Below are 22,336 nucleotides of genomic sequence, written 5' to 3'. Positions count from 1 at the left end.
ACCAACTGCTCAGCAGTTGGTTCACAGGGTATGTTATCGCGAATGCGGGGGCTGTTCCATCCGGCGCCGCATCTTTTCAAGCTGCAAAAGCTGATCCGTGCGCCAAGGCACATTGCGCCGGTTCTCTCGCATGATGAAGGGGTCGGTGGACTTCGTGAACTCCACATGCGACCGCTGGACCTCGCGCAGAAAATCGCGCGAGGAGATCCGCAAGGCGCCGCGTGAGAACACGGTCCACTGCTCGGCCTGATCCGAGGTGACCACCGTCAGTTGCACTAGCGGGCTGTTGAGGTCGTTCGCCAGTTTTTCGATGTAGGAATCCGCGGTCTGGTCTTCTTGCGTGAAGACGATCTTCAAGTCCCACTTATCGTAGCGCTGGCCGATACCAGGCACATACATGGCGTCGAACACCACGACAATGTTCGCGTTCTCATGACTGCGGTACTCCGCCAGCTCATCCAAGAGCTGGTCGCGCGCCGCATCGAAGTGCCCATCAGCCTTGAGCTTAGCAAGCGCCGGCCAGTTCCCGATCACATTGTAACCGTCCACGATCAGCAGATGCCGCCTCATCAGTGGCCTCCGCGCACAGTGAAGGCTTGATACATCAAGATCCCCGCCGCGACGCTGGCATTCAGGCTCTGCACGTGGCCGACCATCGGGATCGTGAGCGTCGCGTCCATCAGCTTGGCAACCCCCGGCGAGATGCCCTTACCTTCGTTCCCGATCACCAGGGCAACACTGCCGCTGGCGTCCCACTGGCGAAAATCCTGGCCATCCATCGCGGTCCCGTAAATCCACATCCCGCGGTCTTTGAGTTGCTTGATGGTGGCGGCAAGGTTCGTCACGCGAGCGACCGGGACGTGTTCGATGGCCCCAGTCGAGATCTTCGCAACGGTACTGGTCAAGCCCACCGCGCGATGCTTCGGGATAATGATCCCATCGACGCCGACCGCATCGGCGGTACGCATGATCGAGCCCAGGTTGTGAGGATCCTCTAAGTTATCGAGGATCAAGAACAACGGGGCGTGCCCGGCCCCCGCTGCATGCGCGAACAGTGCATCGATCGTCGCGTAAGCGTACGGGGCCATCGCGACCATCACGCCTTGGTGGTTCCCGCCGTCGGTCAAGAGGTCGAGCTTGGTCTTCGGGACCGTGCTGACGAGGATCTTGGCCTTCTGGGCTTTTTGCACCAGTTCGTGGATCGGATCGGAGTTCAGCCCGGTCTGGACGAACAGCTTGTTGATCGTCTTGTTGGACCCTTCCTTGAGCGCCTCGGCGACGGCGTGGCGCCCGAAGACGAACTCGTCTTCATGCGCCGCATCGGCTGGACGATCACGGTACTTGTCTGCGCCTTGTGGCCGCGCGGCCGGCCGGCTCGCCCGACCGGTGCGGGCCGGCTTCGCGCTTGGTCGCGCAGGCTTAGCGCCGCGCGGGTTGAACTTTGACTCAGGCTTGGCCATGACCGGTGCCCCCTTTCTCAACATAGGCGATGCACCAGGCGGCCAACGCCGCGACACGGTCGTCTTGGCCGTCGAGCTTCAGCGCCCCAAAGAGCGCTTCGAAGCCGGTCGAGGTGCGGTAGGTAACCACATCAGTGTTCTTCGCATGGGTGTACGACTTGGCGTTGCGCCCCCGCTTGAAGGTGGCCCACTCGTCTTCGGACAACACCCCTTCGCTTTCCATCCCCGCGATCAGGGCCGCTTGGGCCTTGGCGGAGACGAACGCCTTCGCGGCCCGCTGCAGCATATTGGGCCGCACGATACCACGCTGGATCAAGTGCTCACGGATGAACACTTCGTAGACGGCGTCGCCGAGGTAGGCCAGCGTCACGCCGTTGAGTTGCTTGGAATCAGTCATTTTTTCTCCATCTTGTGCCTTGCGGGGTGTCCTCCAAGACGATCCCGGCTTCTGCCAGCTGGTCGCGGATCGCGTCGCTGGTGGCAAAATCATGCGCCGCCCGTGCGGCATTGCGCTGCTGGATCAGCGCTTCGATATCAGCATCCAGCAGCTGCGCCTTGAACTCGACGCCGAAGATCAATAGCCAGGCCGCCTGCGTCGCCAGCAGCAACGTCAGACTGTCGGCGTGGACCGTCTCAGCCGCCGCATAGGTGTTCATCAGCTTAGTCAGCTCGTACAAGGCGGCCAGACCGTTTTGGACGTTGAAGTCATCGTCCATCGCAGTGGTGAACGCCTCCTTCAGGGCCATCACTTGGGCGGTGATCGCCGGATCACCGCCAGCCGCCGCGGTGGCTTGGCGGTAGGCCACGCTGTCACGGGCGATGCGTAGCTTCTCGAGGTTCCGCGCCGCCTCTTTCAGGCCACTTTCGGAATAGCGGATCGGCTTGCGGTACTGGGTCGACGCCATCAAGAAGCGAAGCGTTTGTGGGTCGACGGTCTTCACGATGTCGTGCACCGTGATGAAGTTGCCCAACGACTTGCTCATCTTCTCATCGTCATCACCGATGGTCACGAAGCCGTTGTGCATCCAGTAGTTGACGAACTTCTGCCCGGTAGCCGCCTCGCTTTGCGCGATCTCGTTTTGGTGGTGTGGGAATTCGAGATCCTGCCCACCGCCATGAATATCGATCGTCGCGCCAAGCAGCGTGGTCGACATCACCGAGCACTCGATGTGCCATCCCGGGCGGCCAGCGCCCCAAGGTGACGGCCAGCTGATCTCTTCCGGCTTAGCCCCTTTCCACAAGGCAAAATCGATTGGATCCTCCTTGCGCGCGGTCTCGGCTGTCGCGGTGTGCTGGGAGGCGCCCTGCTCGAGCTCATCGATGTTCTTATTCGCAAGCGCCCCGTAGTGTTTGAACTTCCGCGCCCGGTAGTAGACGTCGCCGTCCACCGCGTACGCGTAGCCCTTGTCGATCAGGACCTGGATGAACGCAATGATCTCCGGGATCATCTCGCTCGCGCGCGGGTGGGCCGTCGCCGGTTCGATGTTCAGCTTGCCGGTGTCCGCCATGAACGCGTCGATGAAGCGTTGAGCCAAGGCCAGCGGGGCCTCACCAGTCGCCTTAGCGCCGTTGATGATCTTATCGTCGACATCCGTGAAGTTGGAGACGTAATCCACGTTATACCCGCGGTACTCCAAGTAGCGGCGGATCGTATCGAACGCGATGGCGGAGCGGGCGTTGCCGATATGGATGTAGTTGTAGACGGTCGGGCCACAGACATACATCTTCACCTCGCCAGGCGTGATCGGATGGAAGTCCTCCTTCGTGCGCGTCAACGTGTTATAGATTTGGAGCATACGCATACCGTCCTTTCGCAAGTCTCATTCGTATCATACCCGAAAAACCCGCACCATGAAAGCAAAACCCCGGGGGCGAGGGCGGCGTTGGCGCCTGGGTCTACCGGCGGTCTCACCGGACATTCTAGTGCGCGGTCCCCCATCGTCAGGCCACTCGGCCAGCTACTCGTCGGCCTGCGCCGCCAGTGCGGTCGCCAAGGCGGCCAAGAAGCGCTGGCCGTACTTCTCGAACTTGGCCTGCCCGATCCCCTTAACGCTCAGCATTTCGAGTTCGCTGGTCGGTTGCACGGCGCACAGGTCGCGCAGCGTCTGATCGGAGAAGATCACATACGGCGGCACCCCTTGCTGCTCGGCCAGCTCACGCCGCAGTTGGCGCAGCGTTTGGAACAGCGCATCGTCCACCGGCTGCGTGCGGGTCGCGCGCACGGCTTGCTTGCGCGTCACCGGGGACTCACCGCGCAGCACCGCCGCCCCAAGCTGGGTCACATGGAGCGTGGGATACTGACCCCCGATCGCCTCGAGGTAACCACCGGCGGTCAGAAAATCGATGAAGCCGCCGATGTCTTTTTTGGTCATCTGCCGCATCAGCCCATAGGTGCTCAGCGCATCGAAGTGCATGTCGCGCACGCGCTGCGTGTTCGCACCGGCCAGCACGTCGGCGATCAGCCCCTTGCCGAAGCGCTCGTGCATCCGGTAGACACACGACAGCACCTTCTGCGCGTCGACGGTGACGTCGATGCTGGCGCGCTCGTCTAGGCAGTTGGAGCACCGCCCGCACGGCTCAGACGCTTGGCCGAAGTAGCGCAGGATGAACTGCTGAAGGCAATCGCCGGTGTTGGCGTACTGGTTCATCGTCTGTAGCTTTTGGTACTCGCTTTGGCGGTAATCGTCATCGCCGTCGCTTTGGTCGATGAAGAAGCGCCGGATCTGCAAGTCGGCCGGCGCGAACAACAGGATCGCTTCGGAGGGCAGACCGTCTCGCCCAGCGCGCCCGGCCTCCTGGTAGTAAGACTCCAAGTCGCCTGGCACCTGCGCGTGGATCACGAAGCGCACGTTGCTCTTGTCGATCCCCATCCCGAACGCATTGGTCGCGACCATCACCGGTTTGCGGTCGAACAAGAAGTCCTCCTGGCTGGCCGAGCGCTGGGCTTCGGTCAGCCCCGCGTGGTACTTGGCCACTTCGATGTCTTGGCGGTCTAACAGCGTGTACAGCCGCTCGACTTCCTTGCGCGTGGCGCAGTAGACGATCCCGCTGGCGTCGGGATTCAGCCGCAGGTAGTCCAGAAGGTAGGCGTCTTTGTCCTGATCCTTGACCACCTTGAAGCTGAGATTCGGTCGCGCGAACCCGGTGTTGATCCGCCCAGTCTGTGGGATCGCCAGGCGCTGCGAGATGTCGTCTGCGACCCGCGCCGTGGCGGTCGCCGTCAGCGCGACGACCGTCGGATGCGACGGCAAGTCCGCGGCGACCTGCGCCAAAGCGAGGTAACTCGGGCGAAAATCGTGACCCCACTGCGAGATGCAGTGGGCTTCGTCGACCGCCAGCAAGCTGATGTCTAACTGGGCTAGCGCCCGCTGGAACTCCGGCATTTCCATGCGCTCAGGTGCCACGTACAGCAACTTGACGTCGCCGCGCGCCGCCTCTGCCAGCCGGTAATCGGCCTCGTTGTAGCCGATCGTGCTGTTGATGAAGGTGGCCGGGATGCCGTTTTCGTTCAACGCATCGACCTGGTCCTTCATCAAGGCGATCAGCGGTGAGACCACCACCGTCAGCCCCGGGAGGACCAGCGCCGGGATCTGGTAACACAGTGACTTCCCGCCACCGGTCGGCATGATCACCAAGGTGTTCTCGCCCGCCAGAACGCGCGTGATCGCCTGATCCTGCCCCGGGCGGAATGCATCGTAGCCGAATTTGTCCTTCAAGATCGCCAGTGCCGTGTCCATGCGTCTCCCCCATTTCGTATCTATCCATTCTACGCGTTTAGGCCCACGGTGTAAATTACGCTGACCCGCTCACCGCTGTCGGCGATCACGCCAGTAGACCAGCCCGCCCAGTCCGGCCATCGCGGCGCCGATCGCCCAAGTTAGCGGGCTGAAGCTGGTCGCCAGCGCGGCGATCACGCCCAGCGCGACCAAGGGGATGAGCCAACCCCCGGGTAGGCGCATCCCCTGAGGCAACGCAGGGTCACGCCGCAGCTTCAACATCGCCAGGATCGTCATCACGTACTGGGCAAACGAGCTGAGCACGATCAGCTTGACCAAGAAGAGGTAACTTCCGCTCACCACGAGCACTGCGGCGACGCCCATCGTCAGGCAGATCGCGACGATCGGTGCGCCATGGCGGTTCGTGCGGCCGAATGCCGATGGCAGCAGTTGCTTTTCTGTCGCCAGAGACGCCATCGCAATCGGCGTATCGAAGGCCACGGCGATCGCGACCCCCAGGATCGAGACCAGCATCCCCAGAAGCACCACTGTTCGGCCGACCGGCCCGATCACCGCTGCCAGGCTCGCCGCAACTGGTAACGCCGTTGCAGTGACCTTCGCCCCGAGCAGCCCGATCACAACGGTCTGGACCAGCGCGTACCCGAGCGTGACGACGACCATCACGATCAGCAAGGCGCGTGGCAGCGTCCGGGCTGGATCCCGCATCTGCTGTGCCGCGATCGGCAGGAAGGAGAAGCCGGTGAACATATAAAACGCGGTGACAAACGCTGGCCGCAAGCCGCCGCCGGTCGGTACCGGCAGTGCCACCGGCCCCCAAAGGTGTAAGGTCGCCCAGCCCCCGACCAGCACAACGGCCAGTAGCAGCGCGACCTTGATCGCACTGGCGAAGTCATCCAAGCCGGTGGCCGCCGAACCACCCATGCCGTTGACCACCGTCAGGCCCCCAAGGATCACCAAGGCGATCACGGTGTAGCCCCACCGTGTCTGGGCCAGCGGGACCAGCCCGCCCAGCGTCGTCAAAAACGCCGCCAGCTCGGCTGCGATCGTGATCACGCCCAAGAACCAGCTAAACCAGCCCGTCATGAACCCCGCCAGCGGGCCGAACGCCCGGTCTGCATAGACCCAAGCCCCGCCGTCGTCGTCGATCCGCGACGCCAGCACCGCATAACACAGCGCGATCAGTGTCGTCGCAAGGCCCGCGCCGACGATCGCGGTCACGCTGTGCCAACCGGCATCCTTGACCAGCGTCCCCGGCAGCAGGAAGATCCCCGAGCCGATCACCCCGTTGATCCCCAGCAAGAGCACGCTAGCAAAACTCATCGTGTGCTTCGTCTGTGCCATCTTCTCAGCCCCTTTCCCCCTCAGCATACCAATTTCGCAGCGAGATTGCCCAACCGAGGTTCGGTCCGGCCGCTGCCCGCCTCGCACCGCTCTGGTGTCGTCGAGCTGCGAAGCGCATGCCCGCGCGTCCCCGCCTTGGCAACCAAAAAAGGGGTGTGACACACCGCTGGTGGCGCGACGATGCCAGAACGTGACGCGCATCACGCAACGCCCGTGCTTCTGTCCGGCGATCACGAAGGCCGCAGTTCGGCATCCTAACGCAATCTGCCTGTCACTTGCTGCGTTCGAACGGGCAGCGCAAGCCGCACAAAAGCGGCCCTCAGCAACCTAAGTTCGGGTTGCTGAGGGCCGCTCTGACACGCTGGGCTAAGCCCACATTATGGCCCAGTCCCTCGTGTTGCTTATTTGGTCATCTCGGCGATGGTCTGGTCGATATTGGCCAGGACCTTGTCGCGGCCCATCAGCTCAACCGTCTCAGCCAGCTGCGGCCCGTGCATGTGCCGCGTCGTCGCGATCCGGATCGGCATGTAGAGCTTGCGGCCCTTGACGCCAGATTCCAGCCGCACGTCGTTGACGGCCTGGTTGATGAAGTAGGCGGCGAAGGTGTCCAGCGCGTGTAACTTCGCGCTGACCGCTTGGATCACTGGCAACGCATTGTCGTCCGCCAATTCCTTCAGCTCGTCTTCCGTCAGCGTCGGCCGCTCGTCGAAGAAGATCTCGGACATCTCGGTGATCTGTGCGGTGTAGCTCATCTGCGGGATGTAGAGACTCGTCATCTGCCGGGCCCACTCGATGGTCTCCGGCTTCGGATCCTTGGCGATGCGCCCGGCCTCGATCAGGTTAGCCAGCGCCAAGGCGGACAGCTCGGAGCTGTCGGTCTTCTTGACGTACTGGTTGTTGACCCATTCGAGTTTCTTCTGGTCGAAACGCGCCGGGGACTTGCTCAGGCGGTGCTCATCGAAGAGCTTGATGAACTCCTTTTTGGTAAAGATCTCATCTTCACCCTTCGGCGACCAGCCGAGCAACGTGATGAAGTTGAACATTGCGTTCGGCAGGTAGCCGAGTTCGCGGTACTGCTCGATGAACTGCAGAACGGACTCATCGCGCTTGGAGAGCTTCTTGCCCGTTGCGCCGTTGATGATCAGCGTCATGTGACCGAATACCGGAGCGTCCCAACCGAGTGCGTCGTAGATCGCCATCTGCTTCGGGGTGTTCGCGATATGGTCATCCCCGCGCAGCACGTGGCTGATCTGCATCAGGTGGTCGTCGATGACAACGGCGAAGTTGTACGTCGGCATACCGTCGCGCTTCATGATGACAAAATCACCGCCGATGGTGTTGCCATCGATAGAGATGTCGCCCTTGACGATATCGTTCCACGCGTAAGTCTTGTCTGCCGGAATGTGGAAGCGAATGACCGGGGTCAGCCCCTTGGCCTTGGCTTCGGCGATCTTCGCCTGCTTGTCCGCTTCACTCAGACCTTCGTACTCGTAGACATAGTGCGGCATCTCGTGGTTCGCCTGCTGGGCTTCGCGGTCCGCCTGCAGCTCTTCTTCGGTCTTGTAAGACTCGTAAGCCTTACCTTCCGCCACGAGCTGGTCAATGTACCTCAAGTAGATGTCCTTGCGTTCGGACTGACGGTACGGGCCGAAGTCGCCGCCGACATCCGGGCCTTCATCCCAGTCGATCCCCAGCCAGTGCAGGTTCTCGATCTGACTCTTTTCGCCGTCCGCAATGTTCCGCTTGGTGTCCGTATCTTCGATCCGAAGCACCATGGTCCCGTTGTTGTGCCGTGCAAAAAGGTAGTTGAATAGTGCCGTCCGTGCGTTCCCGATGTGTAGGTGCCCAGTCGGACTTGGTGCATAGCGCACCCGAATTGGTCGATCTGCCAATGCATTACGCCTCCATTTTAAGTTAAACAATGCATTGCTAGTGTACCACAAAAGCCCCGCGCGTTGCGCCCTTTCATGCAAACCCGCGGCCCGACCCCCGCCCGGCCAACCCCGCGGCGCGCAGAGGTCGAGACACCATCAACGACTCACAATAGATGCACGACTATTTCAGAATAGTACAAGCCATCAAGCGATGCCCGAGCCGTATACGCGTGGCCCCGTATCAACCCTAAGTTCGGGGTTTTTACGGGGCCACCGTGTATACTCTGGGCTAAAACCGCTTGACGGCTCAGCTCCTGCCGGTCAGCGCTTAGGCGACTTCTTGGTCGGCGACTTGGCCGGTGCATCTTCAGTCTTTTCGCGCAGAGACTTCTGCTGGTGTGCGGGTTTGGCAAAGATCATGCGGCCCGCAGCGGTCTGGATCGCGCTGGTGACCACGACATCGAGCGGCTTGTTGATGTAGTACTGGCCGTCTTCGACCACCACCATCGTGCCGTCTTCGAGGTACGCGACCCCCTGCTGCCGCTCGGTCCCGGATTTGATCACCGTGACGGTCAGGCTTTCCCCAGGGATCAAGTCCGGCTTCAAGGCATTGGCCAGCGCGTTGATGTTGAGCACCGGCACGTTTTGGAACTGCGCGACCTTATTGAGGTTGTAATCGTTCGTGATCACGACCCCGTCGAGCATCTTCGCGAGCCGCAGGAGTTTGCTGTCGACTTCGGTCATGTCCTCGAAGTCCCCGTCGTACATCTCGACGTTGATATCCGAGTCGGCCTTCATCTGGTTGATGATATCCAGCCCGCGCCGGCCCCGGCCGCGCTTGAGCGCATCCGCGGAGTCAGAGATCAGCTGCAACTCATGCACGACGAAAGTCGGCACCAGCAGCGTCCCTTCGAGAAAGCCGATCTTGGCGATGGCCTGAACGCGCCCATCGATGATCACGCTGGTGTCCAGTAGCTTGTACTGGCGGTAGTTCTCACCTGCCTTGCGCGTCAAAATATCCGGGCTGTCCGCCTCGGGTTTCTTATTCCGGGCATTGAACAACTTGCGCCACTCATCGCGGCGGGTCGTCCCGACACGCAGGCCCAAGTAGCCGAACAAGATCATCAAGATGATCGGGATAACCGTTCCCCATGGCCCGGGAAAATTATAGACAGGGATCGAAATAATGGCAGCTAACACCAGGCCAATGATCGTCCCCAAGCTCCCAAACAGCAGGAAGCTCGGTGATTGCTTGCTCAGATAAGTTTCAATTTGCTTGAGTTCCCGGATGATCCAGCCCGCCGAGAGTTCAGCGAGCATCAGGAAGATCAGGGCACCGATCAGCCCGTTGACGATCGGGTTGTTGAGCCAGGATTGGGTCGTGAACCCGACAAGCTCCCACAGGTTAGGCAAGATCCCTATCCCAAAGCCGATACCAACGAATGCAAAGATCAGTGAGATCACACGTTTTTTCATTGTTTCCTCCTTTCAATCAGGACTGCGCCTAGTCAAAGACTTTGTGCAGCGCCTCGGCGACGCTTGCGACGCCGATCACTTCAATTTTATCACGGGCCGTGAAGCCTTGCAGGTTATTCTTCGGCACAAAAATGCGCTTGAACCCGAGCTTCGCCGCCTCGCGGATCCGGTCCTCGATCCGGTTGACCCGGCGAACCTCGCCGGTCAGGCCAAGCTCGCCGACGAAGCAATCCGTCGCAGCGATCCCGACGTCTCGATACGAGCTGGCCAGGGCCATCGCCATGGCCAGGTCGATCGCCGGCTCGACCAGCCGCACACCGCCCGTGGCCTTGAGGTAGGCGTCTTGGTTCTGCAACATCAAGTTCGCCCGCTTCTCTAAGACGGCGATGATCAAGCTGACCTTGTTGTGGTCGACGCCTGAGCTCGTCCGCTTCGCGTTACCGTACATCGTCGGCGTCAACAGCGCCTGGATCTCGACCAGGATCGGCCGCGTGCCTTCCATCGAGACGACCACCGCCGACCCGGTCGCGCCTTCCAACCGCTCATCGAGGAACAGCTCGCTGGGGTTCGCGACCTCCGTCAAGCCGGATTCATGCATCTCGAAGATGCCGATCTCGTTGGTCGAGCCGAAGCGGTTCTTGACCGAGCGCAGCATCCGGTAGGTATGGTGCATGTCACCTTCAAAGTACAAGACGGTATCCACCATGTGTTCCAGGATCTTCGGCCCCGCAATCGCACCTTCCTTCGTCACGTGACCGACGATGAAGATCGTGATCTGCTCGGTCTTGGCGATCTTCATCAGCTCGGCCGTCACCTCACGGATCTGGGACACCGAGCCGACCGCAGCGTTCATGTCGGGCACGTTCATCGTCTGAACGGAGTCGATCACGACGTACTGTGGCGCCATGTCGCTGATCGCCTGCTTGATGCTCGGCATATCTGTCTCCGGGTACAGGTACATCCCCGAATCCTCGACACCCAGGCGGCTAGCACGCATCTTGATCTGACTGGCGCTTTCTTCCCCCGATACGTAGAGCACCTTACCCCCCGTGCGGGCGAGGTAGCCAGAGACTTGCAGCAACAGCGTCGACTTCCCGATCCCAGGGTCCCCACCGATCAGGATCAGCGAGCCGGGCACGACCCCACCGCCCAGCACCCGGTTGAGCTCCCCGAGCTCGGTCGTCACCCGTTCCTCCTTGGTGATGCTGACCTGATCGAGCCGCTGCGGCTGGATCTTCGTTCCGGCGGTCGTGGTGCGCGGCGCCGGCTTCGGGCCAGTCGCGACCGTCTCTTCGACAAGCGAGTTCCACGTCCCGCAGTTCGGACACCGGCCGAGGTAGCCAGCGGAGATGTAGCCGCAATTTTGGCAGACATATTGTGTTTTGGGTTTGGCCATGATGCGCCGCCTTTCCGTCTAATATTGCGTGGAGCCGAAGCCGCCGGTGCGCGTCGCCCCGCGGCTAGCATCACCGTCGGCCAGCAGGTACGGCATGAAGATGCCCTGACCGATGCGCTCACCCTTGGTGATCACGACGTCGCGGGGGCTCCAGTTCACCATCTGAATGAAGATTTCGCCTTCGTTGGCCGGATTGTCGTAGTAGTCCGCATCGATCACCCCGATACCGTTGGGGATCACCAGTCCGCGCTTCAGCGGGTTGCTAGAGCGGTTGGCCAGGATCAAGACCTCGTTGGGTTGCATGTACGCTTTGATCCCGGTCGGAACCAGCAGGGGCTTCAGGCTCTTCGTCGCGCGCTTGAAGTCCTGCTCTGTCAACGGATGCTCGTTTTTGATCAGCCGGAACAGGCGGATGAAGTCATAGCGCCAGATGCTCTTCAGGACAAAATCCTCGCGGGCAAAAAAATCGTATCCCGCCGCGTTTTTGGTCTGGCGTTCCGGCAGGTGCAGCCCCTGGTCACGGTACGCAGAGACGATCTCGAATCCTCGGGTTGGCATAGTGTTCCTCCAGTATCAGTTTGCAGTCAATGATACCACGCCGTGCCGACTGCAAGCGGTTTCTTGCACGAACTAAATTATATTGTTACTATTTAGTTAACACGCACACGGGAGGGCTTCACGATGGCATTTGAACACGAGACAGGACGCTACTTCATGCAAGACGACACCGGCAAGCTGATCGCCGAGGTCACCTACCAACCGATCGACGACGGGGCAGCCGTCGTCATCGACCACACCTTCGTCGATCCAGTGCTGCGCGGCCAAGGCATTGCCGGCAAGCTCGTACGGGCAGTCGTCGACGAGGCGCGCGCCAACGGCTGGACCATCGAACCGCTGTGCAGCTTCGCGCGCCACGAGTTCGACACCAAGCCGGAATACGCCGACGTGTTGCGCCCGACCAAGGACTGACGCCCCCTTCTGACGGGGCTAACTGGGTCGCGGGGCCACGCCTGGCACTTGCGGTCAAAAGCGGCCAGCAGGTGCGGTGCAATTGCGCACCGCGGCTTTTTTGTCGTGGCCAAGTATGCTAGAATGTGGAAGTCTGAAAAGATATCATCGTTTTTTAATCAAAGGAGTGAACGCGATGTCTCAAGCAATTACAGCTGCTGACCTGTCCCAGTTCCAAGCTGACCTGGAGAACACCCCAGCCAGTGCCGTGATCCAAAAGGCGGTCATGAACACTGGCGTGCTCGCCGCCAGCGAGAACCAAGACAGCAAGGTAGCGATGACCCAGACCTTCTCCATCGACTTGGAGACCGGCTCAGTCGCCAACCAGAAGCAATCCGGCCGTTGCTGGATGTTCGCCGCGCTGAACACCATGCGCCACAGCATTCAACACCAGTTCAAGCTCAAGGACTTCGAGCTGTCCCAGAACTACACCTTCTTCTGGGATAAGTTCGAAAAGTCTAACTACTTCTACGAAAACGTCATCAAGACGGCCACGGAAGCCATCGACTCCCGCAAGGTGGCTTGGCTGATGGCCAACCCCCAGGGCGATGGCGGTCAGTGGGACATGCTGACGGCGTTGATCGATAAGTACGGCATCGTGCCGAAGTCCGTCATGCCAGAAACCTACAGCTCCAGCAAGTCCAGCGAGATGAACACCGTCTTGAACCTCAAGCTGCGCAAGGACGCCGTCTCACTGCGCAAGCTCGTCGCAGACGGGGCCTCCGCTGAAGACCTCCAGGCGGCCAAGGACCAGTTCCTGTCTGAAGACTACCGGATCCTCGCCTACACACTGGGCAACCCGCCGACCAAGTTCGACTTCGAATACCGCGACGATGACAAGAACTACCACATCGACCGCGATCTAACGCCGAAAACCTTCTACGACAAGTACATCGGCTGGGATCTGGCGGCCACGCAGTCCATCATCAACGCCCCGACTGCAGACAAGCCATACAACCACCTGTACACCGTGGAGATGCTCGGCAACGTCATCGGCGGTCGCGAAGTGCGCCACCTGAACCTCGACATCGACACCTTCAAGCAGTTGGCGATCAAGCAGCTCGCCGCTGGCGAAAGCGTCTGGTTCGGCTCCGATGTCGGCCAGTCCTCTGACCGCCAGATCGGGATCATGGACACCAAGATCTACGATAAGAACGCGCTGTTCAACACTAGCTTCGACATGACCAAGGCGGATCGCCTCGATTACGGCGAATCCCTGATGACCCACGCGATGGTCCTGACCGGTGTCGACCTCGTCGACGGCAAGCCGACGAAGTGGAAGGTCGAGAACTCCTGGGGCGATAAGGTCGGCGAAAAAGGCTACTTCGTTGCGTCCGACGACTGGTTCGACAACTTCGTCTACCAGGTCGTGATCAACAAGAAGTACCTGCCACAAGACCTGCAGGACGTGATCAAAGCCGAGACCGACAACCCGACAGTCCTGAATCCATGGGATCCGATGGGCGCACTGGCTTAATCTGCTGCACACGGGGGCTTAGCTCCTGCGTTGAGAGCACCAAAAAAAGACCGCTGAGCGGTCTTTTTTTGGTGCTCTCATGCGTCGCCGGATGCCAAGACCTGCTTGTCCAGAATACGCAACTGGTCATCCAGCGTATAGACGATCGGCTGGGCGTTGGCGACCTCGACGGCATCGATCTGGTCGTCCGGGATCGCCTCCAAGTACTTGATCAGTGCACGCAACGTCGACCCGTGCGCCACGACCAGCTGATCGGCCCCGGCCAGCAGCCGCGGCGCTAAGTCGTCCGTCCAGTACGGGATCAACCGCACCGTCGCCTCGGCTAGGCTTTCACCCCGCGGGACGATGCTGGCCGGAAAGGCGTGGTACCGCCGAGAGCGGCTCGGTCGCACCAGCAATGGCGGATGCGCGGTGTAGCTGCGCCGCCACTGGGCGACCTGTGCCACACCGAACAGCTCACGCGTCAGCGCCTTGTTCAGCCCCCGTAGCGCGCCGTAGTGCCGCTCGTTCAGCCGCCAGCTCTTGGTGATCGGTAGCCAGTTCTGGCCCAGTGCGTCCTGCACGATGTAAGCGGTCTTGATCGCGCGCTGTAGCACCGACGTGTGGACGTGACCGAACGTCAGGCCCGCTGTCCGCAGCGCCGCACCCGCAGCTTCCGCCTGTGCAACGCCAGTGGCGGTCAGCTCGACATCCGACCAGCCCGTATAGGTATTCGAGAAGTTCGCCGCACTTTGCCCGTGCCGCAACAGAACTAATTTGACCATCGTGACCTCCTGTATCTCCCTGTCAGTATACCATTTTCACGAAAATGTTGAAAATGAGAGGATGATTAGATATACTAGGTAACATCTCATCTTATGGAGGAACGCGCGATGAAGATCTGGGTGCCTGGGACCGTCACATCAAAACTGCAACCACAACTCGCCTTGACGATCGACCGCGGGCTGACCGTCACCGTTGGCCCGGAGTCCTTCGAGTGGACGGTCACGCACGATGATCCGACGTTGCCCCACGACCAGAGCAACCTGATCGTGGCGGTCGCCCAGTCCGTCGCGCCAGCCCTGATGCCCCACCGCTTAGCGGTCCACAGCACATTACCATGCGGTCAGGGCCTCGGGAGTTCGCTTGCGGCCACCGTCGCAGGGGTGACGCTGGCGGAGACGCTTGGCGCCCAGCCCCTGTCGCTGGCGGCTCGGATGGACCGCGTCGCGTTCTTCGAGCCGAATCGCCACGCGATCGCGGTCGTGTTGACAGGCCACAACCGCACGACCGCCTTGCTTCACGGCCCCAGCGACCTGCAAGGGGCCGTCTACTTACCCGATCAGCTCGTCGCGCCCGCGGTCCCGACCGACCTGACCGCGACGCCGCCAGACCTGGCCGCGTTAGTCGGCGCGTTGCACGCGCATGACAGCGCCTGGTTGCGGACCCACTTCCCGCTCAGCGCACAAGTCAGCGCCAGCTACTACCCGCACGCCGAGATGATCGCCCGGGGCGTTCAGGCGACGGGTGGGATCACCTGTTTTGCGTCAGGCAACGGGCCTGCGCTGATTTGCCTCGCCCCGGCCACACTGCGCGATTTCATCCCCAAGCTCCGCGACCGGCTCAAAGCTGGCCGGGTCACGCCACTGGCTTTGAGCGATCGCGCCGTACACATCGCCCGTTGACCACGAAAAAAGACCGCTCTGCGGTCTTTTTTCGTGGTCAACGACTCACACCTCGTCGTCGCGCTTAGCGTCCACGGCGTTGTTGAAGCGCTTGGCCATATCGTCGGTCGCGTGCTCGACTTTCTTTTCGGCCTTCTTCTTCAGGTCCGCTGCTTTATCCTTCGCCTCGCCCTTCAACTGTTCCGCCTTGCCTTTGGCTTCAAGCTGTTCGTTATCGGTCAGTTTGCCGGCGGTCTCTTTCACCTTGCCGATCACCTTGTCCTTCATTGCGTCAAAGTCTGCCATCGGGTTCCCTCCTTTCCGGTCTACTTTCAGTCTACCGGAACGGCACGCGACGAGACCAGCAATGTGCTCGCCGTGCGGCGCAACGCGGACACGGTCTGCATAGCGCTGGCGATCAAAAAAGACCGGCGCACCGGTCTATTTCGTGTCTTCAGGCTTCGGCGGCTGGACCGCTTTCCCGTTTTGCTTCATGTTCTTGTAGTTGATGACCGTCTTATGCTTCAGATCCTCGACGATCTCTGCATCGGCGGTGTCGTAGGTGTCGATCGACAGCAACGCGGCGTTCGCGTAGAGCTTCTCGATCGTCCCCGTGAACGACAGCGGCACGTTCGCATTCTTCTTGACGTCGACCTGACTGCCGATCGTGATCTCTTGGGCCATACAGGGTCCCTCCTTCGTTCTGCCAAGTGGCTTCGTCAGTACAGGCCATTATACCACAAAAACGCGAAGGCGCCGCTCACCCGACGTCCGACATCGCATCGACGACCGTCGTCTGACTTGGTGTCAAGACCTTGATCGCCCGGTTACTGATGATCGTTCGGTACAACAACTCGCGCGCGTTCATCCGGTCCGCTGGGTCGAACTCATCGATGGTCACCAGCGCCGAATTCTCGTAACACTTCTCGATGACCCCGATGAAGGGGTGTTCCATGTTGCCGTTCGGCCGACACTTCACGACTGCTCCTGGTCTGATCTCGCTCATGTGAAAGCCCTCCCAAATTGATATTTTCTCCAGTATACCAGACTGATTATTATTGTGTATATAATTAAAAATTAATATATCAAAAACGCCCGTTATCGAATCCAGTCCGGGCGTTCGTTCAGAGATCAGTCGTTCAGCCGCGGTGGCGACAAGGTCCGGCCCGTCGATGCCAGCACCTAGACCAGTGCGTCATGGCCAGACCCAAAAGGGGGTGAACGACCTTACGGTCATCCACCCCCAGTCTTATGCTTCGCGGATCTGGCCGTCACCGCGGATCGCGTACTTGATCGTCGTCAGCTGCGCAAGGCCCATCGGCCCACGTGCGTGGAGCTTCTGGGTGCTGATGCCGATCTCAGCGCCGAACCCAAACTCGTTGCCATCGGTGAAGCGTGTCGACGCATTGACATAGACACAGGCCGCGTCGATCTGCTGCAGGAACTGCTCGCTGGCCGCGTAGTCGTTGGTCACGATTGACTCGGAGTGTTGCGTGTTGTGCGCGTTGATGTGGGTGATTGCGTCGTCCAGCGAATCGACGACCTTGACGGCCATGATCAAGTCGTTGTACTCCGTGTCCCAGTCTTCTGCCGTTGCAGGGTGCAGACTTGGCACCAGTGCGCAGGCGCGCGCATCCCCACGTAGTTCAACGCCGTGTGCGGTGAGGGCCGCCGCTAAGGCCGGTACGGCCTGCTCGGCGACCGCGGCATGGACCAGTAGCTTTTCCGCTGCGTTGCAGACACTGGGCCGCTGGACCTTGGCGTTGACAACGATCCGGGTCGCCATCTCGAGGTCCGCAGTCGCGTCGACGTAGACGTGACAGTTGCCCGCGCCAGTCTCGATCACCGGCACCGTCGCCGTCTGGACGACCGTTTGGATCAGCTTCGCTCCACCACGCGGGATCAACACGTCAATGTAGCGATTGAGGTGCATCATCTCATTGGCCAGTGCGTGACTCGGATCCGCCACGAGCTGCACGGCGGCCGCGTCGACCCCGGTGGCCGCAAGCGCGGCCTGGATCACCGCCGCCAGTGCCTGATTGCTGTGCAGCGCCTCCTTGCCACCACGCAGGATCACAGCATTGCCACTCTTGAGCGTGAGCGCGGCCGCGTCAACGGTCACATTCGGCCGCGCCTCGTAGATGATCCCGATCACGCCGAGCGGGACCCGGCGCGGCTCGATCCACAAGCCCGCGTGATTCCGCCAGCCAGCCTCGGTCACCGCGGTCGGGTCCGGCAGCGCCGCCACGGCCCGGACGCCGGCGGCCATGTCGGCAATGCGCGCCGGCGTCAACCGCAGTCGGTCGCGAAACTTGGCCGGGCTGGCGGCGGCCCCGGCCAGATCCGCCGCATTGGCGGCCAGTAGCGCCTCGACGTTGGCTTCTAGCGCCGTCGCGATCGCGTCCAGTGCCTGATCTTTGGCCGCAGTGGAGAGCCCGGCCAGTTGCTTGGCGGCCGTCTTAGCGGCTGCACCCATCTGATTGAGATCGATCATCGTTATCCCTCCTTGGCCCGTTCTGGGCCGAACCATGTTCCGATCGGTGCGCCGGCGACGACCTTCAGGAGCACGCGCGGGTCCGCCCCGCTGCACAGGACCATCTGCTTACCGGCCGCCATCATCGTCGCCGCAGCCTTGAGCTTCGTCACCATCCCGCCGGTCCCGAACCGGCTGCCAGTCCCGCTGGCCCCGGCCAGCACTTGATCTGACAATTGCGTCAGTACCGGGATCAGGTGCGCGCTGGGATCCTTGCGCGGGTCCGCCGAGTACAGCCCATCGATGTCCGACAGCACGATCAGCAAGTCCGCATCGATCCGTGTGGCGACCAGCGCTGACAGCTGGTCGTTGTCACCAAAGGTCGTCCGGTGGTCGAGCTCATCGGTCGCGACCGAGTCGTTCTCGTTGATCACCGGGATCACTTTGGCCGCCAGCAACGCATCGATGGTGTCCAGCACGTGCTGCCGGCTCCCCGGGAACTCGAAGACGTCGTGCGTCAGGAGCAGCTGGGCGGCCTGCGCGTCGTAATCCGCGAAGCGCTGCGCGTACAGCCGCATCAGCTCGCTTTGGCCGATCGCCGCCAATGCCTGTTGCTGGGCGATCGCCTGCGGTCGGGTGGTCAACTTCATCCGGTCGAGCCCGACACCGATCGCGCCGCTGGTGACCAGCACGACCTCTTGGCCCTGATTCGTCAGCGCCGCCAGCACATAGGCGAGGCGGTCGATCGTCTGCAGGTTGACCTTCCCGTTCGCATGAATAAGACTGCTCGTCCCGATCTTGACCACGATCCGGCGGCAAGGGGTGATGATCCGTTGCATAGTTGCTCCTTTGAAGCCAAAAAGCGCCACTTCAACCGAGACACCCGATCCGGGCGGTACCATCCTCGTTTGAAGCAACGCTTCACGCTTTTGTGTGCTGAGATTCAACTGGGTTCTACTGTGGCTCGGATTCGCGCACGTGACGGCAATCTCAGCATGCTTGCCGCTCTCTGTCAGGCGCTACTATGACCATAGGTAATTGATTGCAGTATAGGGAACGTTGCACAATTTGTCAAGACCTGTCATTGTACCAGGATGAGAAGACGCCTATAATTTGGTGAAAACCACCTTTAGGAGGACTTCATGCCTTACCAGGGAAACGATTCTAGCACGGTCTTCAACGTCCGCAAGGCCAACCAACAGCTCGCGTTGCTTCACGCGGCGATCACTCAAGACCACCACCCCTTATCTGGCCTGCGGCTGGCGCCTGACCCCCGCGACGATCACCGCGGTGTCCCCCGCGACGCCGACTGGCAGCCAGCGACGATCGGCACGCGCTGGCACGGCCGTGACGCTTACTACTGGCTACAATTCGACCTGCCCGCGCTTCAGGCGAACACAGTGGTCACGCTGGACCTCGGGCGCACCGGTGACGGCAACAACGATGGGTTCGAAGGGCTGGTCTACTTTGGCGACCGGCCACGACAGGCGGTGGACTCGAACCACGAGTCGCTGTTTTTGACCCCCCAAGACGTCCCCGCCCCGTTGACCGTCAGCATCTGCATGTGGTCCGGGCTCGAAGGCGGGTGCCCGAAACGCACGCAGCACTTCCAGCTCAAGCGCGCCACGATCGGCCCCGAGCACGCCTCATTGCGCACGGCGTACACCTACCTCTGGAACATCATTGACTTGATCCCCGAACTCTCAGACAACGATCCGCTCAAGTACGACTACGTGCGCTTGGTCCGTAACTGCTTCGCGCGCTTCTTCTGGGCGACTGATGACCTATTGGCACTGACCGCCCACGCCGACGCAGCCTTGGCTGATATTCACGCCTTCAGCGCCGCCCACGCCGGCCAGAAGCTGGGCTTCGACGTTGCCGCGATCGGTCAGACGCACATCGACGTCGCGTGGTTATGGCGCTATCGTCACACGGCCGAAAAAGCCACGCGCTCCTTTGCCACGGCACTTCAACTGATGCGGGAGTTTCCCGCCTTCAAGTTCTTCTACTCCACCCCGCAGGTTCACCAGTTCATCGCGCAACGCGAGCCTGAGATGTTCGCCGAGATCAAGGCCCAGGCTGCGGCCGGACGGTGGGAAGCCGATGGGGCGACGTGGGTCGAGCCGGACACCAACTTGCCCAGCGGGGAATCCCTGACGCGTCAGTTCCTGCTGGGCACCGCCTACTTCAAGGCGCACTTCAACGCCAAGCAGACCGTGCTGTGGCTCCCCGATGTCTTCGGCTACTCTGCCGCCTTGCCCCAGATCATGCAAGGGTTCGGGATCCACGACTTCGTCACCTCGAAGATCTCCTGGAACGACACCAACCGCGCACCGCACGACACCTTCGTCTGGCGCGGGCTGGATGGATCTGAGGTGCTCACCTACTTCCTGACCACCACCGAGGTCGTCTACGACTACAGCAAGGCCGAGATGTTCAAGTACACCTATAACGGTGAGATCACCCCGCGCGTCGTGTTACAGACCTACCGGGCCTATCGTGACAAGCAGCTCAACAACCACCTGCTGATGCCGTATGGGTTCGGCGACGGCGGGGGCGGCCCGACCCGCGAGATGATCCAAAACATCGCGGTGATCGATGAGCTACCCGGGATGCCGCACATCGCCAACACGCGCGTCGATGATTTTTTCACTGCGCTGCGGCACCAAGTCGCGGCGACTGGCGAAGCGTACCCGACTTGGACCGGCGAATTATACCTCGAGTACCACCGCGGGACCTACACCTCGCAGGCCTTCGTTAAGCGGGCGAACCGCCAGCTCGAATTCGCCTTAGCCAGCTTGGAGCTCCTGTTGACCACTCGCCACGTCTTCGCCCATCAGCCGTACCCCCAGGCCGCGGTGAACCAGCTGTGGCAGACTCTGCTCAAAACGCAGTTCCACGACGTCTTACCGGGATCATCGATCGGTGAAGTCTACACGGATGTCCACGCAGACCTCCAGACGATGCACGCCGGGATCGCCGCGCTGCGCGCTGACCAGCCTGACGCGCCGCTGACCGTGACGAACCCGAACGCCACGCTGGCTCAAGGCGAGCTGACGCTGACGGCCCCGCGACCGGGCACGTACACCCTGCCCGACGGGACCGCAGCGACCACTTGGCGCGTGGGCGAGCAGGTCCACTTGCGCCTGCCGCTGGCCCCGCTGGCCAGCACCCAGCTGACCTTCACGCCAGCCACCGAACCAACGCCGGTCGCGCTCACGACCCACCAGCTGACCACGCCGCACTACGCGTTGACCTGGAACGACGCCGGCCAGCTCACCCGACTCTTCGACCGTGACCATCAGCGCGAGGTCCTGACGCCGGGCGGGCTTGGCAATCGTCTGACGATCTACGAAGATCGCCCGATGAATTTTGACAACTGGAACCTCGACGAGGACTATGTGGCCAAGTCACGCCCGCTGACGGCGACCCGTGTGACCGCAACGCGCCAAGGCCCAACGACCATCATCACCAGCGATTACCACTTCCACCAGTCCACGATCACCCAGCGGCTCGTCGTGGCGGATGACTCGCGGCGCCTCAACTTCGTCACCGAGGCCGACTGGCACGAGCACGAGCTGTTGCTCCGGACCGCCTTTGACCTCGATGTGCAGACGGACTACGCGACTTACGATATCCAGTACGGCAATGTGCGGCGCACGCTTGCCCGCAACACCTCCTGGGATACCGCGAAGTTCGAGGTCGTCGGCCATAAGTGGGCCGACCTCTCTCAGCCTGACTACGGCGTCGCGCTGCTGAATGATTGCAAGTACGGTTACGCGGCCAGCGATCACAGTCTGTCGCTCTCACTGATCAAAGCCGGTGTCTACCCTGATCCTGACGCGGATCAAGGGGTACACGCCTTCACTTACAGTCTGTTCCCGCACGCCGGCACCGCCCAGACCGGCGGAGTCGAGCAGGCCGCCCTACAGCTGAACGCGCCGCTGACGGTCACCCGCACTGCCGATCCGCTTCCGGCGTTGTTCAAGCTACGCGACGCGACCGGCGTTACGGTCGACGCGATCAAGCTGAGCAAAGACCAGCGGGCGGTGATCTTACGCCTGCACGACTTCACCGGGGCCACGCAGACCGTCACGGTCACCCCGCAGTTTGGCCCGACCGCCGCTTCGCTAGTCCGCCTCGATGAGACGCCGCTCACCGCGCTCCCTGACCCCAGCCAAGTATCGCTCACCGTTGCCCCTTACCAGATCGTGACGGTCGCCTTCACGCTGTAGGTGCCAACACGTTGCGCCCCCACCCGCAAGCGGCATGTGGTATGATGATGGGGTCTTAACTGAATACGTCTACACTAGGGGTGTCGCCATCAGCGGCTGAGATGCGATCGATCATCGCGATCCCTTTGAACCTGTAAGTTCAGACTTGCGCAGGAAAGTGTCGTCCACCATGGTGCCCGAGGCTTTTTTGCGGGCACCTTTTTTGTCCCGCACACT

At 61.3% G+C, this 22,336-nt stretch carries 20 protein-coding genes and 1 riboswitch; of the genes, 4 read left to right on the top strand and 16 right to left on the bottom strand.

Features of this window, described 5'->3' with window-relative positions; all coding sequences use genetic code 11:
- Positions 1–33: 33 nt before the first annotated feature.
- From HII33_RS10960 to HII33_RS10915, 10 genes are all read right to left on the bottom strand, one after another.
- Positions 34–570: an NYN domain-containing protein gene (locus HII33_RS10960; protein ID WP_179395851.1), complete on the bottom strand. Its 537-nt coding sequence runs from the start codon at positions 568–570 to the stop codon at positions 34–36.
- Positions 570–1,460: a 23S rRNA (guanosine(2251)-2'-O)-methyltransferase RlmB gene (gene rlmB, locus HII33_RS10955; protein ID WP_179395850.1), complete on the bottom strand. Its 891-nt coding sequence runs from the start codon at positions 1,458–1,460 to the stop codon at positions 570–572. Before rlmB ends, HII33_RS10960 begins: the two co-directional genes overlap by 1 nt.
- The gene (locus HII33_RS10950; RefSeq protein WP_179395849.1) at positions 1,447–1,857 is read right to left on the bottom strand and encodes a Mini-ribonuclease 3; all 411 of its coding nucleotides are present in this window, start codon (positions 1,855–1,857) and stop codon (positions 1,447–1,449) included. The genes rlmB and HII33_RS10950 overlap by 14 nt, the downstream gene beginning before the upstream one ends.
- Positions 1,850–3,256: a cysteine--tRNA ligase gene (gene cysS / locus HII33_RS10945; RefSeq protein ID WP_179395848.1), complete on the bottom strand. Its 1,407-nt coding sequence runs from the start codon at positions 3,254–3,256 to the stop codon at positions 1,850–1,852. Before cysS ends, HII33_RS10950 begins: the two co-directional genes overlap by 8 nt.
- Before the next feature lie 162 nt (positions 3,257–3,418).
- The gene (gene recQ, locus HII33_RS10940) at positions 3,419–5,197 is read right to left on the bottom strand and encodes a DNA helicase RecQ (RefSeq protein ID WP_179395847.1); all 1,779 of its coding nucleotides are present in this window, start codon (positions 5,195–5,197) and stop codon (positions 3,419–3,421) included.
- 69 nt (positions 5,198–5,266) lie between these two features.
- Positions 5,267–6,538: an APC family permease gene (locus tag HII33_RS10935; RefSeq protein WP_179395846.1), complete on the bottom strand. Its 1,272-nt coding sequence runs from the start codon at positions 6,536–6,538 to the stop codon at positions 5,267–5,269.
- 401 nt (positions 6,539–6,939) lie between these two features.
- Positions 6,940–8,430, bottom strand: coding sequence for a glutamate--tRNA ligase (gene gltX / locus HII33_RS10930; protein ID WP_179395845.1), 1,491 nt, complete (start codon positions 8,428–8,430; stop codon positions 6,940–6,942).
- A 303-nt stretch (positions 8,431–8,733) separates the two neighbouring features.
- Positions 8,734–9,888, bottom strand: a complete 1,155-nt coding sequence (locus HII33_RS10925; RefSeq protein WP_179395844.1) for a PIN/TRAM domain-containing protein — start codon at positions 9,886–9,888, stop codon at positions 8,734–8,736.
- Between the two features lie 28 nt (positions 9,889–9,916).
- Positions 9,917–11,284: a DNA repair protein RadA gene (gene radA, locus HII33_RS10920; RefSeq protein WP_179395843.1), complete on the bottom strand. Its 1,368-nt coding sequence runs from the start codon at positions 11,282–11,284 to the stop codon at positions 9,917–9,919.
- An 18-nt stretch (positions 11,285–11,302) separates the two neighbouring features.
- Positions 11,303–11,842 carry a dCTP deaminase/dUTPase family protein gene (locus HII33_RS10915; RefSeq protein WP_179395842.1) on the bottom strand — a complete coding sequence of 180 codons (540 nt, stop codon included), beginning with the start codon at positions 11,840–11,842 and terminating at the stop codon, positions 11,303–11,305.
- Between the two features lie 123 nt (positions 11,843–11,965).
- On the opposite strand from HII33_RS10915, the gene HII33_RS10910 reads away from it, so the two are divergent.
- Positions 11,966–12,253: a GNAT family N-acetyltransferase gene (locus HII33_RS10910; RefSeq protein WP_179395841.1), complete on the top strand. Its 288-nt coding sequence runs from the start codon at positions 11,966–11,968 to the stop codon at positions 12,251–12,253.
- Between the two features lie 175 nt (positions 12,254–12,428).
- Positions 12,429–13,769, top strand: a complete 1,341-nt coding sequence (locus tag HII33_RS10905; RefSeq protein WP_179395840.1) for a C1 family peptidase — start codon at positions 12,429–12,431, stop codon at positions 13,767–13,769.
- Positions 13,770–13,846: 77 nt separating this feature from the next.
- On the opposite strand, the gene HII33_RS10900 is transcribed toward HII33_RS10905, so the two are convergent.
- Positions 13,847–14,533 (bottom strand): 2,3-bisphosphoglycerate-dependent phosphoglycerate mutase, encoded by a 687-nt coding sequence (locus tag HII33_RS10900; RefSeq protein ID WP_179395839.1) that lies wholly within the window; start codon positions 14,531–14,533, stop codon positions 13,847–13,849.
- A 108-nt stretch (positions 14,534–14,641) separates the two neighbouring features.
- On the opposite strand from HII33_RS10900, the gene HII33_RS10895 reads away from it, so the two are divergent.
- The gene (locus tag HII33_RS10895) at positions 14,642–15,433 is read left to right on the top strand and encodes a homoserine kinase (RefSeq protein ID WP_179395838.1); all 792 of its coding nucleotides are present in this window, start codon (positions 14,642–14,644) and stop codon (positions 15,431–15,433) included.
- Between the two features lie 45 nt (positions 15,434–15,478).
- Here HII33_RS10895 and HII33_RS10890 read toward each other — a convergent pair whose 3' ends face one another.
- The 5 genes from HII33_RS10890 to proB form a co-directional block, all read right to left on the bottom strand.
- The gene (locus HII33_RS10890) at positions 15,479–15,718 is read right to left on the bottom strand and encodes a CsbD family protein (RefSeq protein ID WP_179395837.1); all 240 of its coding nucleotides are present in this window, start codon (positions 15,716–15,718) and stop codon (positions 15,479–15,481) included.
- Positions 15,719–15,853: 135 nt separating this feature from the next.
- Positions 15,854–16,096: a hypothetical protein gene (locus tag HII33_RS10885; protein WP_179395836.1), complete on the bottom strand. Its 243-nt coding sequence runs from the start codon at positions 16,094–16,096 to the stop codon at positions 15,854–15,856.
- A gap of 76 nt (positions 16,097–16,172) precedes the next feature.
- On the bottom strand, positions 16,173–16,418 hold the full coding sequence (locus HII33_RS10880; protein ID WP_179395835.1) for a hypothetical protein: 246 nt from the start codon (positions 16,416–16,418) through the stop codon (positions 16,173–16,175).
- 243 nt (positions 16,419–16,661) lie between these two features.
- Positions 16,662–17,906, bottom strand: coding sequence for a glutamate-5-semialdehyde dehydrogenase (locus HII33_RS10875; RefSeq protein WP_179395834.1), 1,245 nt, complete (start codon positions 17,904–17,906; stop codon positions 16,662–16,664).
- Between the two features lie 2 nt (positions 17,907–17,908).
- A complete protein-coding gene (proB, locus tag HII33_RS10870; RefSeq protein ID WP_179395833.1) occupies positions 17,909–18,724 on the bottom strand; it encodes a glutamate 5-kinase in 816 nt (271 codons plus the stop codon).
- Positions 18,725–19,027: 303 nt separating this feature from the next.
- On the opposite strand from proB, the gene HII33_RS10865 reads away from it, so the two are divergent.
- A complete protein-coding gene (locus HII33_RS10865; RefSeq protein ID WP_179395832.1) occupies positions 19,028–22,120 on the top strand; it encodes an alpha-mannosidase in 3,093 nt (1,030 codons plus the stop codon).
- A gap of 66 nt (positions 22,121–22,186) precedes the next feature.
- Positions 22,187–22,293: riboswitch (TPP riboswitch) on the top strand.
- Positions 22,294–22,336: the final 43 nt, after the last annotated feature.

The organism is Lacticaseibacillus absianus, assembly GCF_013407595.1.
Classification (GTDB): Bacteria; Bacillota; Bacilli; order Lactobacillales; family Lactobacillaceae; genus Lacticaseibacillus; species Lacticaseibacillus absianus.
This window is presented reverse-complemented; position numbering and strand designations above follow the sequence as displayed.